Source organism: Allosphingosinicella deserti, from assembly GCF_003012735.1.
GTDB classification, from domain to species: Bacteria; Pseudomonadota; Alphaproteobacteria; order Sphingomonadales; family Sphingomonadaceae; genus Allosphingosinicella; species Allosphingosinicella deserti.
Genome location: NZ_PXYI01000002.1, coordinates 292,313 through 308,027, shown reverse-complemented (window position 1 = coordinate 308,027; position 15,715 = coordinate 292,313). Strand labels below are relative to the sequence as shown.

Here is a 15,715-nt window from a genome sequence, read left to right as displayed (position 1 = left end):
GGGAGGGGAAACAAGAGGCGGCGCTTACTGCGCGGCGGGCGTTGCCGCCGATGTCGGCGCGGCGGCGGGCTTCACCACTTCGACGGGAAGGCCAAGGCCGTTGAGCTGGGGGCCGACCTTGGTGGCGTCGCCGACGACGACCCAGACGAGTTTCTTCGGATCGATCATCTGGCGGGCGGCTTGATCCAGCTGCGCGGCGGTGAGGCCGCGGTAGCGCTCGGCAATGGTTTCCCAATAATTGTCGGGGCGGCGATAGAGGGCGTTGGAGCGGAGGGCGCCGAGGACGTCATCCGAGGTTTCGAACTGTCCGGCAAGCTCGCGGGTATTGCCGTTGATCACCCGCTGGAGCTCGGTTGCGGTCACGCCCTGCCGGGTTGTGAACGCGCCGATATCGTCCATGATCGCCTTGACCGCCGGGCCCGTCTTGTCGGCTTGGACCGGCGCGTTGATTACGAACGGAACCTGATGCTCACGCAGGCTCACCGCGCTGCCCGAGCCATAGGACCAGCCCTTGGTCTCGCGCAGATCCATGTTGATCCGCGACAGGAAGTCACCGCCGAGCACTTCGTTGGCCGCGCGCAGCAGGAACGGATCATCGGTGCCCCTGACCGGCAGGACGTAGCCGGCCGCGATCAGCGACTGGGGCGATTGCGGCCGGTCGACGAGGATGATCCGGGGCTTCGGCGCGGCCGGAGCGGCAGCGAAGTCCTTGCTGCCCTTCGGCACGGCGGGAGCCGTCCAATTGCCGAAGCGGGCTTCGAGTTGGGGCACGATCTCGGCAAGCGGGAGGTCCCCCACGACGAAGATCGTCGCATTGTCCGGCCGGATCCAGGTCTGGTGGAAACGGATCAGATCGTCGCGGGTGAGACGTGCGACCACCGCCGGATCGCCATTGCCGCTCGGCGAGCGGCCATAGGGGCTGCCGGGACCGTAAAGCGCGACCGGAAGCGTCCGCGACGCAAGCCCACTGGGTTGGGTCAGCTCCTGCGATATCTGCGCCAGCTGCTGGGCGCGGATGCGATCGACCTCGCCCGGATCGAAGGCCGGGTTGCGGATGACGTCGCTGAGCAGATCGAGCGACGGCCCGAGATTTGGGGTGAGCGCGGTCAGCTGGATTGCGGTGCGATCGAGCGAGGCGCTCGGCGACACGTCGGCGCCGAGCCGTTCCTGCTCCTCGGCGATCTGGATCGAGTTGCGGCTGGTGGTGCCTTCCTCGAGCAGCCGCAAGGTCAGCACCTGGGTGCCGAGCGCATTTGCCGGATCGGCGGCGACGCCGGCATCGAACTCGACCGCGATCCGGACCACCGGCACCGCCTGTCGGCGGGCATAGACGATCGGGATGCCGTTCGAGAGGCGCGCGCGCTCCACGTCGGGGAAATCGAGATTCTCGATCGTGCCGAGCGGCGGCAGCGGACGGGCCGGGGCCTTTGCCGGCTGCGCCGCGGCAGCACCGCCGCCAGCACCGGCAGCATCGTCGGCGACGAACGGCAGCGGGGCCATCGGCTTCTCGCCGGGCTGCGGCTGCCAGTAATAACGCGGCCGCTGACTGGCGGCGGTGCCGCGGGAGCCGGCGGCTTCCTCATAGGCTTCGCGCTCGCCGGGATCGACCCGCAGCGCGTAGACCGGGCGGGTCAGCCACTTCTGCATCGCGGCCTTGACCTCGGCCGGGGTGGTGCGGGCGTAAGCGAGCAATTGCTTGCGATAATATTCGGGATCGTTGGCGTAGAGCGCACCCTCCGCGAGGGCGACCGCCTTGCCGCCGAAGCCGCCGACCGACTCCAGCCCGCGGATGCGGCCAGCGACGTCGTTGGTGACGAAACGCTGGACCTCGTCCTCGGTCGGGCCGTTGGCGATGTAATCGGCCAGGATCTGATCGAGGCGGCGGGCGACGCCGTCCGCATCGACGCCCGGCTTCACGTCGACCGTGATTTCGAACATGCTGATGCGGTGGAAGGGCTGCAGCGAGGCGGAGACCCGCACTGCGCTCTGATCCTTGCGCACCAGCTCGTTGTCGAGCCGCGAGCTGGCGAGACCGCCGAGCACACCGGCGGCGACGTCGAGCGTCACCATGTCCGGGCTGAGCAGACCGGGCACCGCCCAGTTGCGGTAGAGGCGCGTGTTGGCGACGCGGTCGTGCATCAATTGGGTCTTGGGCGCCGGAAGGGTCGGCACGTCGGCTTCGGCGGGGCGATTCACCGGACCGCGCGGAATGTCGCCGAAATACTTCTCGACCAGCGGTCGCGCTTCTGCCGCCGAAACGTCGCCGGCGATCACCAGCACCGAATTGTTGGGGCCGTAGCGCTCACGGAACCAGGCCTTGACGTCGGCAAGGCTCGCTTTGTCCAAATCGGCCATCGAGCCGATCGTCGAGTGGTTATACGGATGGCCCTTCGGGAACAGCGCTTCGAGCTGGGCATATTCGACCAGTCCGAAGGGCTCGTTATCGCCTTGTCGCTTCTCGTTCTGGACGACGCCGATCTGGTTGGTGAGCTTTTCCTGAGTCACGGCGCCGAGCAGATGGCCCATCCGATCGCTCTCCAGGAACAGGATGCGATCGAGCGCCGGCCGCGGCACCGTCTCGAAATAGTTGGTGCGATCGAACCAGGTGGTACCGTTATAATCGGTGGCACCGATCTCCGCGAGCGGTTCGAAATAGTCGCCGGGAGAATTCTCGGAGCCGTTGAACATCAGGTGCTCGAACAGGTGCGCGAACCCGGTCTTGCCGGCGGGCTCGTCCTTGGATCCGACATTGTACCAGACTGATACCGCGACGACGGGCGCCTTGCGATCCTCGTGGACGATGACCCGCAGGCCGTTGTCGAGGGTGAATTGTTCATACGGTATCTCGACCTGGCGGACGAGCGAGGCGATCGGCGCCGGTGCCGCTTTGGCCGGTTCGGCGGAAGCAGCTTCGGGCGACGCGGCGCTTGCCGTCTGCGGCTCCCCGCCTCCTGACGCCGTCGTGCAGGCCGGCAGGGCCATGACGGTGAGGAGCGCGAGAGAAAGAACAATCCGGCGCATCGGCAATCTCCGAGTCTGATGTGCGCGCACCATACAAAGCGCGGCGCAGCGCGCAACATGCGGAGGCGCAAGCGCTTTCGGGTCGCGCGCCTTTGCGGTAGCACGGCGCGTCATCGCTCGTTTTCGGGATCGTTCATGCGCCGCTTTCTTTTCGCCACTTCCGCCGTCTCTCTGCTCCTCTCCGCCGCCGTTTCCGCCCAGACGACCGAGCCGACCTTTACGCCGGAACGCTTCCGCGGGCATGTCGCCTTCCTTGCCGACGACCGACTGGAAGGACGCGACGCGGGCACGCGCGGCTTCGATCTTGGCGCGCTGTACGTCGCCAGCCAGTTCGAGGGCCTGGGCCTCAAGCCGGCGGGCGACGGCGGCTGGTACCAGAAGGTGCCGTTCGCGCAGTTCACCATCGACGGCGCGGCCTCTGCAGTGGCTTTCGGCGGCCGCCGCTTCGCGCACGGCGAGGGCGTGGTGGTCAATCCGGCACCGGCCGAGGGCGCGCAGACCGGCGAGGCGCCGGTTGTGTTCGTCGGCTACGGCATCGACGCGCCCGAGGCCGGCATTGACGACTACAAGGGGCTCGACGTTCGCGGCAAGATCGTGGCGATGCTCGGCGGCTATCCCAAGGACATGCCGAGCGACGTCGGTGCGCATCTCAACAGCGAGAAGCGCCGCATGGCCGAGCAGAATGGCGCGATCGGCATCATCACGCTGCGCACCAACGCCGAAGCCAAGAACCGTCCGTGGGCGCGCGTGCTCGCCCGCGCGGGCGAGCCGATGCTGACCTGGATCGGCAAGGACGATGCGCCCTATTCGCCCGCGCCGGGGATCCGCTTCCGTGCCACGTTCGACAGCGAAGCGGCGGAAGCCTTATTCGCCGGCGCCCGCACCCCGCTGAAGAAGGTGCTCGCCGAGGCCGACCGCTCCCGGGGTCGGCCGAAAGGCTTTGCGCTGAAGCCGACCGTCAGATTCGAGCAAGCGAACACGCGCAGCGCGACAATGAGCGAGAACGTCGTCGGCATGTTGCCCGGGTCGGATCCGGCGCTGGCTGGCGAGACGGTGCTGCTGATGGCCCATCTCGACCATCTCGGCATTCATGGCGATGGCGAGGACAAGATCAACAACGGTGCGATGGACAATGCCACCGGCGTCGCCACGATGATCGAGGTCGCCCGCGCGATGAGTCAGAGCGGAAGCCGGCCGAAGCGTTCGATCCTGTTCGCCGCCGTGACCGCCGAGGAAGACGGGCTGCTCGGCGCGCAATATCTCGCCAACAATCCCGTCGCCGAGAAACTGGTCGGCGTGGTCAATCTCGACATGCCGGTGCTGCTCTACGATTTCCAGGACGTGATCGCCTTTGGCGCCGAGCACAGCACGATGGGCCCGATCGTGGCGCGGGCCGCAGCGAAGATGGGGGTTGCCCTTGCGCCCGATCCACTGCCTCAGGAAGGCCTGTTCACCCGCTCCGACCATTACCGCTTCGTGCAGAAGGGCGTCCCGTCGGTGTTCCTGATGACCGGCTTCGCCAATGGCGGGAAAGAGAAATTCACCGGCTTCCTGGAAAAGGTCTATCACGGCCCGAAGGACGATCTCGCGCAGCCGATCGATTGGCAGGCCGGGGCCAAGTTCGCGCGGATCAACTATCTGATCGCGCGCGAAATCGCCGACAGCGCCGAAGCGCCGCGTTGGTATGAAGACAGCTTCTTCGGCAAGACGCTGGCGCAGGGGCAGCCGAACGCGGCGCGCCCCTGAGGGGCGTCGCCCCTCTTGTGTTGCTAAAAAGCCACACCATATCCCGTCCGAACCAAGAGAGGGGCGTATGAACCTGGAGAAATTCACCGATCGGGCGCGGGGTTTCCTGCAGTCGGCGCAGACCGTCGCGGCACGCATGAACCATCAGCGGATCGACCCCGAGCACATCCTGAAAGCCCTGCTGGAAGACGAGCAGGGCATGGCGGCGGGCCTGATCGCCCGCGCCGGCGGCAGCGCGGAAGCGGCACGGCGGGAAACGGACGAGGCGCTCGCCAAGATCCCGACCGTCACCGGCAGCGGCGCCGGAAGCGCGCCAGGCCTCCACGCGGACTCGATCCGCGTTCTCGATCAAGCCGAGCAGATCGCCAAGAAAGCGGGCGACAGCTACGTGACCGTCGAGCGGCTGCTGCTGGCGCTGGTGCTGGCCGCAAACACCGGAGCGGGAAAGGCGCTGGCGGATGCCGGGGTCAAGGCCGAAGCGCTCAATGCAGCGATCAACGAGCTGCGTGGCGGGCGCTCCGCCGACACCCAGACCGCCGAGGACCGCTATGACGCGCTGAAGAAGTTCGCGCGCGACCTCACCCAGGCGGCGCGCGACGGCAAGCTCGATCCGGTGATCGGCCGCGACGAGGAGATCCGCCGCACCGTCCAGATCCTCGCCCGTCGCACCAAGAACAATCCGGTGCTGATCGGCGACCCCGGCGTCGGCAAGACCGCGATCGCCGAAGGTCTGGCGCTGCGCATCGCCAATGGCGACGTGCCCGACAGCCTGAAGGACCGCAAGCTGATGGCGCTCGACATGGGCTCGCTGATCGCCGGCGCGAAGTATCGCGGCGAGTTCGAGGAGCGGCTGAAGGGCGTGCTCGACGAGGTGAAGGGCGCCGAGGGCGACATCATCCTGTTCATAGACGAGATGCACACGTTGATCGGCGCCGGAAAATCGGAAGGCGCGATGGATGCGGGCAACCTGCTCAAGCCCGCCCTGGCGCGCGGCGAGCTGCACTGTATCGGCGCGACCACGCTCGATGAATATCGCAAATATGTCGAGAAGGACCCGGCGCTGCAGCGGCGTTTCCAGCCGGTGTTCATCGGAGAGCCGACCGTCGAGGACACGATCTCGATCCTGCGCGGCCTCAAGGAGAAATACGAACTTCACCACGGCGTCCGCATCACCGACGGCGCGCTGGTCTCTGCTGCAACCTTGTCCAACCGCTACATCACCGACCGCTTTCTGCCCGACAAGGCGATCGACCTGATGGACGAGGCCGCATCGCGGCTTCGTATGGAGGTGGAATCGAAGCCGGAGGAGATCGAGACGCTGGACCGGCGCATCATCCAGCTGAAGATCGAACGCGAGGCGTTGAAAAAGGAGACCGACCGTGCCTCCAAGGAACGGCTGACCGCGCTGCAGGAAGAGCTGGCCAATCTCGAGCAGCAATCGGGCGAGCTCACCCAGCGCTGGCAGGCGGAGAAGGAGAAGATCGCGGCCGAGGGCAAGTTGAAAGAGCAGCTCGACGCTGCGCGGCTGGAGCTCGAGCAGGCGCAGCGCGCCGGCGATCTCGCCAAGGCGGGCGAGCTCCAATATGGCCGCATTCCCGATCTTGAGAAGCAGCTTGCCGCTGCCCAGGCCGCAAGCCAGAGCGCGATGCTGCGCGAGGAAGTAACGCCGGAGGACATCGCCTCGGTCGTTGCACGCTGGACCGGTATCCCGATGGAGCGGATGTTGGAGGGCGAGCGCGAGAAATTGCTGCAGATGGAGCAGGAGATCGGCCGCCGGGTGATCGGCCAGGCCGATGCGGTCGCCGCGGTGTCGCGGGCGATCCGCCGCTCGCGCGCCGGGCTCCAGGATCCCAACCGGCCGCTCGGCTCGTTCCTGTTCCTCGGGCCCACGGGCGTCGGCAAGACCGAGCTCACCAAGTCACTGGCCGAATTCCTGTTCGACGATCCCAGCGCGATGGTGCGGATCGACATGTCGGAGTTCATGGAGAAGCACAGCGTCTCCCGGCTGATCGGCGCGCCACCCGGCTATGTCGGCTATGAGGAAGGCGGGGTGCTCACCGAAGCGGTGCGGCGCCGGCCGTACCAGGTACTGCTGTTCGACGAGGTGGAGAAGGCGCATGGCGACGTGTTCAACATCCTCCTCCAGGTGCTCGACGACGGCCGCCTGACCGACGGACAGGGCCGCACCGTCGACTTCACCAACACGATCATCATCCTGACTTCGAACCTTGGCAGCCAGTATCTGACCAGCCTGTCCGACGGGCAGAAGGTCGAGGAGGTCGAGCCGCAGGTGATGGAGGTGGTCCGCGCCCATTTCCGGCCGGAATTCCTCAATCGCCTAGACGAAATCATCCTCTTCCATCGCCTCGCTGCGGAGCATATGGGGCCGATCGTCGACATCCAGGTGGCGCGGGTCCAGAAGCTGCTCGCCGACCGCAAGATCCGGCTCGATCTCACCGACGGCGCGCGCGCCTGGCTCGGCCGAGTCGGCTACGATCCAGTCTACGGCGCGCGGCCGCTGAAGCGGGCGGTGCAGAAATATCTGCAGGATCCGCTCGCCGACGCTCTTCTGCGCGGCGACGTGCGCGACGGCACGCTGGTGCGCGTCGAGGAAGGCGAAGGTGGGCTGGTGCTCGGAACGGAGGGCCCGGAGACCGCGGCGGCGGCCTGAGCGTATCGCATCTAAGATAGGAGGGCGGAGCGGGTGCTCCGTCCTCCGGTCGCTCATCGCGGGGGCGCGACGTCGAACGCGACGGTGAGCCTTTCGCCGGCCGGGAACGAATGGGTGCCGTGCCACAGCCACGAGGGAAACAGGGCGAGGTATCCCGGCCGCGGAGCGATCATCTGGGCGGGCGGCAGATCGAGCCCGAGTTCGGCTTGTGGCACCCCAAGCGACAGCGAGCCGGCATGCGGGTGGTCTCCGGGCTGGCGATCGGGCAGCGCGATATAGAGAGCCGAGCTTATCCAGCCTTGCGGATGGACGTGATTGGCATGGTGCCCGTGTCCACGCAGCCGCACCGACCAGCTGCCGGCAAAGCGGATGCGGCGATCGCGCCTGGGGCCGAGCAGCGGATGGCTTGGATCGACGGGCGGCAAGCGATCGAGGTATTGCTGCACAGCCCCGACGATCGCTGCTCGCAGGATCCGTATGTCGGGCTCGATCCGGCTGAGCAGCGGGCCGTCGGTCTGCGTGCCGCCCCGCACCGACTGATCTAGATACTCGCCCCGGGCGCGGTGCAGCGAGCGCAGAAGGGCGGCGAGGCGGTCCAGCGCCGGCAGCTCCTTCCGCAGATCGACGAAGGCCACGCTGCCGGGCACCTCAAGCCACGCGCTCCGTGGATCGCCGGTCAGCCGCCACGCGGTCGCGGCATAGGGCCAGATCGCCGGCGCACGATCCGTCTCCAGCACCTGGTCGATCAGCCAGGAGGCCTCTGCGAAGCGGCGTGTCCTGAGGAGATGCCGCACCTGCCAGACGGCGAGGAGGTCACTCGCCGCGGATGCGAACAGCGCGTCGGCACGCTCGACGTCTCCCGTCTCGGCGGCGACAATTGCCGAATAATCCTGGGTCACCGCTGATCCTTGACCCGCGGCGGTTGCGCGCGCCACGCATGCACCGAGCGCCGGATAGTCTTCGCGCTTCAGGTGGAGATCGCACAGGCAGCGCCAGAGATCCGCCTCGCCCGGCAACCGCGCGAGCGCGTGCTCGATCGAGGCGGTCGCGAGTTCCGGTCGACCGAGGGTCGCGCGCAACTGCGCAAGCTGGACATGGCCCTGGATCCACAAGGGCGCCTGCGTGAGAATCTTTTCCAGCTCCGCCGCAGCCTCGTCTCCTCGCCCCGCCGCGGCGCGGGCGGCGGCAAGCCCGAGCAGAATGTCGGATTTTACGCCCGCGAAGCGGTTAGCCTGCTCGAAGAAGGCGACGGCATTCACCCCCGCCTCGAGCGCGACCTGCGCCCGGCCATGGGCGATGCTCGGATCCGACGGCGCCAGACGCGCGGCCGCGGCAAAGGAAGAAAGCGCCGCGTCATGCGCATCGAGGCCGCGCTCGAGCAGGCCCTTCCATTGCCACAAGCGCGCGCTCGGCGCCGATGCGGTCGCCGCAGCCAGATAGGGAAGCGCCCGCTCTTCCTCTCCCTCGCCCAGGGCAGCGCGGGCGAGCTCGGCAAGTGCGTCGGGATCGGAGCGCCCCGTCTGCACATCGGCAAGCGCCTGTGAGAAGCTCACCGCTCGCCCGCGGGTGTCCCGCCGTCCGCCGCGATCAGCGCAGCGACGGCGTCCTGCTCGACGAGGCCGAGCCCGGGATGCCAGACGTCGAAAATGAAGACGATGCGGAGCTGGTCGGTGGGGTTGAGTGCCTCATGCTCGATCGTATCGTCGAAGACGAAGGCCTCGCCACGCTTCCAGAAGCGGGTTTCGGCACCGACTCGAAACCAGCATCCATCCGGTACGACCAACGGCAGATGACAGACGAGGCGCGTGTTGTTGACGCCGACATGGGCGGGAATTGCGGTTCCCGGCGCCAGCAGCGAAAACATCGCATTGGGAGAGGCGCCGGCGATCTCCGGCTGCGGCAGGCGCTCCAGCAAGGCGAGCGTGCCAGGGCAATGACGCGCATTGGCCTCGACGCGCCTGCCATTGCGAAGGAGGTGGATCGCCGTCCAATCGGGGTTGCGGTTGAGCGGCTGCCACTGCGCCAGCGGCAAATGGTCTTCATATTGGATGTAGGGGACCAGTTCGGCGCGCTCCGCCGCCATTACAGCCTGGAGCTCGGAGGCGATCGCCTCTGTCGCCTGCTCGAGCTCGGCGAGCCACGGAAAAGCGGAGCGGGGGTGGAATTCGTGTTCGATGAGGCTCGGATAATGAAAATGGGTCGGCTCGCTGTGATAGGGCCGGGTCTTGCGGAGGACATTGCTGCGAAAGCGGTCGATGCGCCGCCGCTGCTCGTCGTCGGCGCGCGCTTCCGCCCGCGCCATGCCGGTCCGCAGCCGCGCCTCGCGCACTTCCAGCCAGGCTGCGAGACGCTTCTCGCCCTGCGCTACCGCAGCCGCTATTTGGGGCGGCATTTCACCGGACGGTTTCTGCGCCAGCGCATGGCTCCACGCTTCGCCCGCATCTTGGCCGACCTGATCGAGCAGGCTCGCGCGCATCAATAGGCCCATGAAATCGAGCGGCGCGAGCGCGAGTGCACGGTGGACGGCATCGAGAGCGACACGTGGCTGGCGCAGGGCACGGCTGATGCCCGCGAGGCGCAGGAAGATAGATGGATCGTCCGGCGCCTGTTCTGCGGCCTGACGCAGCAGCGCCTGCGCCTGCACGAAATCCTGTGCCGCCGAAGCGCGATCGGCCTCTGCCACCAAAGCGGCGGCGTTGCCGCTCACAGGGCGTAGCCGAATTTATCGATCCACGGCCGCAGGGTCGGGAGGACCGGCGCCAGGTGGTCGCGATAGCGCAGCCAGCGACCGGCGGCCCGCTTGTAGATTGGTTCGCGCACCTGCGAATAGCTCGCGGTGGTGATAAGCCCGCGCGCGGCGGCGGTGCGCTGATGATCGAGCACCTCGGCCCGCCAGTCGAGCCCGAGGAAATCGAAGAGAGGCCGCAGCACCGCCTCCCGATCCTCGATCATCTCTTCGTAGACGACGGTGTAGGCCGAAATCGGCAGAAGGATGCGGGCTCGCTCCCAATGGGCGAAGTTCAGATCGTAGAACTCGGCGGTGTCCTCGAGCCGGAGGAAGTTGGACATCGCCGCATTGAGCCGGAAATTGCTCATGAAGCAGCTCAGCACGACATCGCAGGGATGGCGCAACGCCAGGATGAACCGCGCGTCCGGGAAGAGCCGATGGATCAGCGGCACCTTGTTCATGTGCAGCGGCGACTTGTCGACGATCAGGCCCCCGCGGCCGAGATCGACATGCGCACCGGCGAGTTCGAAATAGCGGGCCCGGGCCGCGACGATTGCCCGTTCATCCATCCCCGCGACTGCATCGAACCCGCCGATCTCGGCATTCACCGAGGTAAGCGGCGGCTGTTCCTCCATCACCTGGGTCTCGGGATGGCCCATCAACATCGTGTCGAGCAACGTCGTCCCGGAGCGCGGAAAGCCGACCAGGAAGACAGGGGCGGGGCGGCTTGCGGCGGGTGCGCCGGCGCCCCAGTTGGCCCGCCATTCGGGGGTAAGCGCATCCATCTCCCGCCGCAGATTGTCGCGCAACTGCCGCGCTCGGTTCACCGGCTCCGAAGGATGGGCGGCGTGCAACCGCGCAGCCTTCGAGAAAGCGGCGAATGCATCGTCCGAACGGCCGAGCCGGTCCAGGAGAGTGCCTCGAATGTGGGCGCTGCGCTCCGGCTCGACGAGGGTGGGCACGCGATCGAGCGAGTCCAGCGCCGCCTGCCATTGGCCGGCGCGGCGAAGCGCAAGGGCTTCGATGAACGAAACGATACCCGCATCGACTCCGTTCGCCCGGGCCAATTCGGCAAGCGCGGCGAACTCCTCCTCGCGATTGGTGTGCTCGTAATTGATCGCGAGCCCGAGATAGGCGTCGTTGAGGCGCGGATCGCCGGCAATGGCGCGGCGATAGGCGCGCTCCGCCTCCTCCGCCCGCATGAACTGCCCGAGCTCGATCGCATATTTGAGCTGCAACCCGGCATCATCGGGGTCACGCCCGATCGCCTGTCCGATGACCTGCAATGCCTCGTCATCGCGGCCCTGCTGCTTCAGCAGGACGTACAATTCAGTCAGCGCCTTGGCGTCGTCGGGAAAATCGATGCCGGTGCGCTTCAACACTCGCTCTGCCTCATCGGCCCGGCCGGCAGCGATCAGCGCCGAGGCAAGATTGAGGCGCAACGGTGCGGACGAATCGAGTTCGTTGGCGCGCAGCAGCGCGGCGACGCTGCCGTCGAGATCACCGGTAGCGCGGCGGGCATTCCCCAGGTTGTTCCAGCTTTCGAAGTCCCCCGGTACGGCGGCGACGACCTGCTCATAAGCGTGCACGGCGTCGGCGAAGCGACCCAGCGATTGCGCTAGGAACCCGCGATAGCGGCCGACGCGGTGGGAAGCGTCGGCCATGGCGAGACCCGGCGTCGCAACCGCGATCGCGTCTTCGAGGCTGCCGGCGTCGATCAGCGCAGCGATCAGATTGCAAGCAATGGTGATGTCCTGAGGCCGTCCCTCATGCGCCTTGCGCAAATGGGCGATGGCGCGATCGGGCTCACCGGCGCGCGCACAGACCATTCCGAGGAAGGCGTTGAGCGCAACCACGTCGCCGCCGTTGGAGAGACCGGATTCGGCGAGTTGGCGGGCGCGTCCGAGATCACCTGTTCGCGCCGCGAAGACGGCGGTGCGGAGCGTGTCGGCGGTGACCGGATCGAGCGCGGCATTGTCAGTCATTGCGGGAAGTCTGGCTACCTCGTGACCGCAAGGCAACCAGGGTTTGCCGGCGGGGACAGAAGAAAAAAGGGCGGCTGGTCCAAAGACCAACCGCCCCGATTCGACACAGTATCGGCGCGACTTAGAAGTCGAGCGTGATGCCGGCGTAGATGTAGCGGCCAAGCGCTTCGTAGGTCGCCGGGTAGGTGTTGCCGTTGCACGGACCGGTCGGGCAGAGGTTCGAGCCCGTACGGCTGCCATTGCCGGACGTGACCAGCGGCGGCTGCTTGTCGAGGATGTTGTTGGCACCGATGCGGAAGTTGTAGTTGTCGCCGATCGTGAAGGACGCCGCGAGATCGAAATAGTTCTGCGCCTTGATCCGCAGACCCGGATCGAAGAGCGACGCAGCTGGCGCGGTCAGCGATGCCTGATCGGTGGTCGTCTCCGCCCTGACCTTACCGATGTGGCGCCATTGCAGCGACAGACCGACACCCTGCGGCGTGTTCAGAGTAGCGCGGACCTTGTGGCGCCACTTGGGCAGCGGCGCGCCGCTGTCCGTGGTGCCGCCGATGCTACAGGTCGGACCATAGAGACCGGCGCAGTCATACGGCTCGGTCAGGCCGTTATCGACACGATATTTGTCGAGATAGGTGCCAATCGCGCTGAAGGCGAGATTACCCATGCCGCCGAGCGGAACCGAGTAGGAGCCGTTAACCTCGATTCCCTTGGTCTGCAACTGGCCGACATTGTTCGGCAAGTCGCGAACGAAGCCGCCCGGCGTCAACCAGATCGAGCCGGCGGCGTCGCGATTGACGAGGTCGCACGATTCCGGGGTGACGCTGGCGGTGGCGTTGTCGATGCAGTGCGCGAGAATGGCGTCCTGCCCGAACGAACGGATCGCGTTGTCCACCTTGATGTCGAAATAGTCGACGGTGAGAGCAAAGCGCGGCAGGAACGTCGGCTGGAGCACGACCCCGACGGTCTTGGTGGTTGCCTTTTCCGGCTGCAGATCCGGATTGCCGCCGATCAGACCGTTATACTGGCCCGCCGGGTTGGCGGCAGTGCGCTGACCGACCCGCAGTCCCTGCGCAAGACAACCATAGTCCGTCGCAGTTATGGTGATCCCGGCGCAGGGATCGTCGGATCCGTTCAGGCCGACGGTGTTGGTCGCGAACAGCTCCTGGATGTTGGGAGCGCGAACCGCACGGTTGTAGGTGCCGCGGAAGCGGATGTCGCGGATCGGCGCGAAATCGACGCCGACCTTGTAGGTGTCGGTGTCGTAGCTCCGGTCGGCGCTCGTCTTGTAATAGGACTTGCGATAGCCCGCGTTGAGCGAGAGATCATGGATGAAGTTGCGCTGGATCAGCGGGATCTGAGCTTCGGCGAACAGATCATAGACGCGGAAGTTGCCCGACAGCGGGAGGGTCGCGCCGCCCTGGCCGGTGAGATCGCCGGTCTGGAAGGCATTGTCCGTCTGCAGATCCAGGGATTCACGCCGCCATTCCGCGCCGAAGTTCACGCCGACGCCGTCCTCCGCCCACGGAGTCTGGAAGCCGTAATTGCCGAGAAGGCCGGTGAACGAGATGTTCGCCACCTGCTCGGAGGTCATGCCCTTCTGGAAACCCGTCGCCGAGAGATAGTTGATCGCGGCCTGGGTGGCACCGCCGGCACCAACGAAGACGTTGTAGGGGACGCAGTTCGGATCGGTGCCGTCGAGCACCGAGCGGCAGATCGGATTGATGCCTGCCACGCGCGGATCGTCGACGACGTCGAGTGCCCGGCCAAGACGCTGCACCGAAAATTCGTTCGAGTAGACCTGGGAATAGTTGGAACGACCGTACTGATAATAAGCGTCGTACGACCATGCCGCATCGATGTCGCCGCGCGTGCCGATCACGGTGCGATAGTTGGTGTGCTGCAGATCGGACTGACGCGGGCCGCCTTCCACGTTGCGGCGAAGCAGCTGGAAGTAACCACGATTGTAGGTGAGACCGGTCGTCGGATCGGTGAAATCGATCGCAGGGGCACCAGGCGTGTCGTTATACGGCGCGCCCACAGCCAGCGGGAAGGTCCCGAGGAAACCGTTGATCAGGTTCTCGTCGGCGCAGATCACGTCACGCTGCGCCTGTGACATCAGCGGGTTTCCGCCGGTCGCGCTGGTTGGGCTAGCGGGGGGGCCGCAATTGACGGTCAGCGTGTTGCCGAAATTGCCCGAGGGAGCGATCTGGGCGACGGTGCGATCGTCCATGAACATGAATTCGAGATACGGCTTGAACTGGTCGTTGATCTCGTAATTCGCGAAGAAGCCGGCCGTGTAGCGTTCGTCCGGACGCTGGAAATAGTTGGTCGGCGCGAAGTTGTAGAGCGTGCTGGTGTTGAGGAATCCGCCGCTCGGCGTGAAGGTGTAAATCGTCGAGGTGCCGTTCTCGAACACGAGCGCGTTGCCGTTGTCCGAGGTCGCCGAACCGCCGCAGCGGGGGGCGCCGCCGCCGGTATTCTGCAACACGCAGGCGCTGTAGTCACGGCGGCGCTGGGTAACCGCGTTCGCCTTGCGATAGCCGACATAGACCACGGCATGACCACGGCCGTCGTCGAACTGGGTGCCGATCGAAACGGTGCCGTCGAATGTGCCGCCATCGGCAACGTTACCGCCCGGATAGGTGTAACCGGAAAGCCCCTGAGCAATGCGCGTGTCGAGCAGGCCGCGCATGAAGTCGTTGCGATTTTCATGCTGGTAGAAGCTGTACTGGCCGTCGAAGCGGATGCCGGTGAAATCGGTGTCGACGATGAAGTTGACGACGCCGGCGACCGCGTCCGCACCGTAGGTCGACGAGGCGCCGCCGGTGAGGACTTCGACCCGCTTCAGGATCGAGGCCGGGATGATGTTGATGTCCGCGGCCGAACCGCTGGTCGGGCTCGGATCGCCCGGGAGCAGGCGACGGCCGTTGACGAGGCTGAGGGTACGGCTGGTGCCCAGGCCGCGAAGATCGACCGAGGCGGTGCCGTCGGCGCCGTTGGAAAGGGTGGAGGCCTGGCTGGCGAACACCGCCGGCAGCGAGTTGAGGAGATCTTCGACCTTGGTCGTGCCCTGGAGCTTGATGTCCTGGCTGCTGACGACCGTGACCGGAGCGGTGGATTCGAGATTGGGCTGCGGGATGCGCGACCCGGTGATGACGATGTCCTGCTCCCGCTCGACCGGCTCGCCTTCGGCGGAGGTGGTCGGGGTCGCCTGACCTTCGGCCGGGCCAGTGGGCTCCGCCACGTCGGTTGCGTCCTGCGCGAAGGCTGGTGCAGCAATGCCGAGCGACCCGCAGATAAAGGTGGTCGCCAGCAACTGATTAAGAATTCGGGTCTTCTTCATGTCCGTCCCCTTGTTGCGGCGTTTGCCGCGATTCCTCTTCTCATCCCTCGTGCCGACGCAAAGGCCGGCAAACCGGGATCTGTTTACGGGATGTAACAAATCGGAAGCAATTGCCGCCGCTGACGCGGAACGGCCAATTTCCGCTGACGTGGCAAATTTACCACAGAAGCAGCAGCAGTCTCTTGTCGGTTGCACACCGCAAGTCGTTGGAACATTATGCGGAC

General features: G+C 66.2%; 7 protein-coding genes. 2 read left to right on the top strand and 5 right to left on the bottom strand.

Going from position 1 to position 15,715, the window contains the following annotated elements; all coding sequences use genetic code 11:
- Window positions 1-24: 24 nt before the first annotated feature.
- Window positions 25-3,054: a M16 family metallopeptidase gene (locus C7I55_RS05725; protein ID WP_408640583.1), complete on the bottom strand. Its 3,030-nt coding sequence runs from the start codon at window positions 3,052-3,054 to the stop codon at window positions 25-27.
- A 102-nt stretch (window positions 3,055-3,156) separates the two neighbouring features.
- Between C7I55_RS05725 and C7I55_RS05720 the strand changes: the two genes are divergently transcribed.
- Together C7I55_RS05720 and clpB are read left to right on the top strand one after the other, a co-directional pair.
- On the top strand, window positions 3,157-4,767 hold the full coding sequence (locus tag C7I55_RS05720) for a M28 family metallopeptidase (RefSeq protein WP_106511943.1): 1,611 nt from the start codon (window positions 3,157-3,159) through the stop codon (window positions 4,765-4,767).
- Between the two features lie 67 nt (window positions 4,768-4,834).
- Complete coding sequence (clpB, locus tag C7I55_RS05715; RefSeq protein ID WP_106511942.1) at window positions 4,835-7,438, top strand: ATP-dependent chaperone ClpB; 2,604 nt, start codon at window positions 4,835-4,837, stop codon at window positions 7,436-7,438.
- A 53-nt stretch (window positions 7,439-7,491) separates the two neighbouring features.
- On the opposite strand, the gene C7I55_RS05710 is transcribed toward clpB, so the two are convergent.
- The 4 genes from C7I55_RS05710 to C7I55_RS05695 form a co-directional block, all read right to left on the bottom strand.
- Window positions 7,492-8,991, bottom strand: a complete 1,500-nt coding sequence (locus tag C7I55_RS05710) for a putative 2OG-Fe(II) oxygenase (protein ID WP_233222068.1) — start codon at window positions 8,989-8,991, stop codon at window positions 7,492-7,494.
- Window positions 8,988-10,145 (bottom strand): aspartyl/asparaginyl beta-hydroxylase domain-containing protein, encoded by a 1,158-nt coding sequence (locus C7I55_RS05705; RefSeq protein ID WP_106511941.1) that lies wholly within the window; start codon window positions 10,143-10,145, stop codon window positions 8,988-8,990. Before C7I55_RS05705 ends, C7I55_RS05710 begins: the two co-directional genes overlap by 4 nt.
- A complete protein-coding gene (locus C7I55_RS05700) occupies window positions 10,142-12,151 on the bottom strand; it encodes a tetratricopeptide repeat-containing sulfotransferase family protein (RefSeq protein ID WP_106511940.1) in 2,010 nt (669 codons plus the stop codon). The genes C7I55_RS05705 and C7I55_RS05700 overlap by 4 nt, the downstream gene beginning before the upstream one ends.
- 121 nt (window positions 12,152-12,272) lie before the next feature.
- On the bottom strand, window positions 12,273-15,491 hold the full coding sequence (locus C7I55_RS05695; protein WP_106511939.1) for a TonB-dependent receptor domain-containing protein: 3,219 nt from the start codon (window positions 15,489-15,491) through the stop codon (window positions 12,273-12,275).
- Window positions 15,492-15,715 lie beyond the last annotated feature (224 nt).

Bases quoted from the DNA above. Each gene is read 5' to 3' on its own strand.
- C7I55_RS05725 (WP_408640583.1), bottom strand. From the start codon at position 3,054: ATGGTGCGCGCACATCAGACTCGGAGATTGCCGATGCGCCGGATTGTT.
- C7I55_RS05720 (WP_106511943.1), top strand. From the start codon at position 3,157: ATGCGCCGCTTTCTTTTCGCCACTTCCGCCGTCTCTCTGCTCCTCTCC.
- clpB (WP_106511942.1), top strand. From the start codon at position 4,835: ATGAACCTGGAGAAATTCACCGATCGGGCGCGGGGTTTCCTGCAGTCG.
- C7I55_RS05700 (WP_106511940.1), bottom strand. From the start codon at position 12,151: ATGACTGACAATGCCGCGCTCGATCCGGTCACCGCCGACACGCTCCGC.
- C7I55_RS05695 (WP_106511939.1), bottom strand. From the start codon at position 15,491: ATGAAGAAGACCCGAATTCTTAATCAGTTGCTGGCGACCACCTTTATC.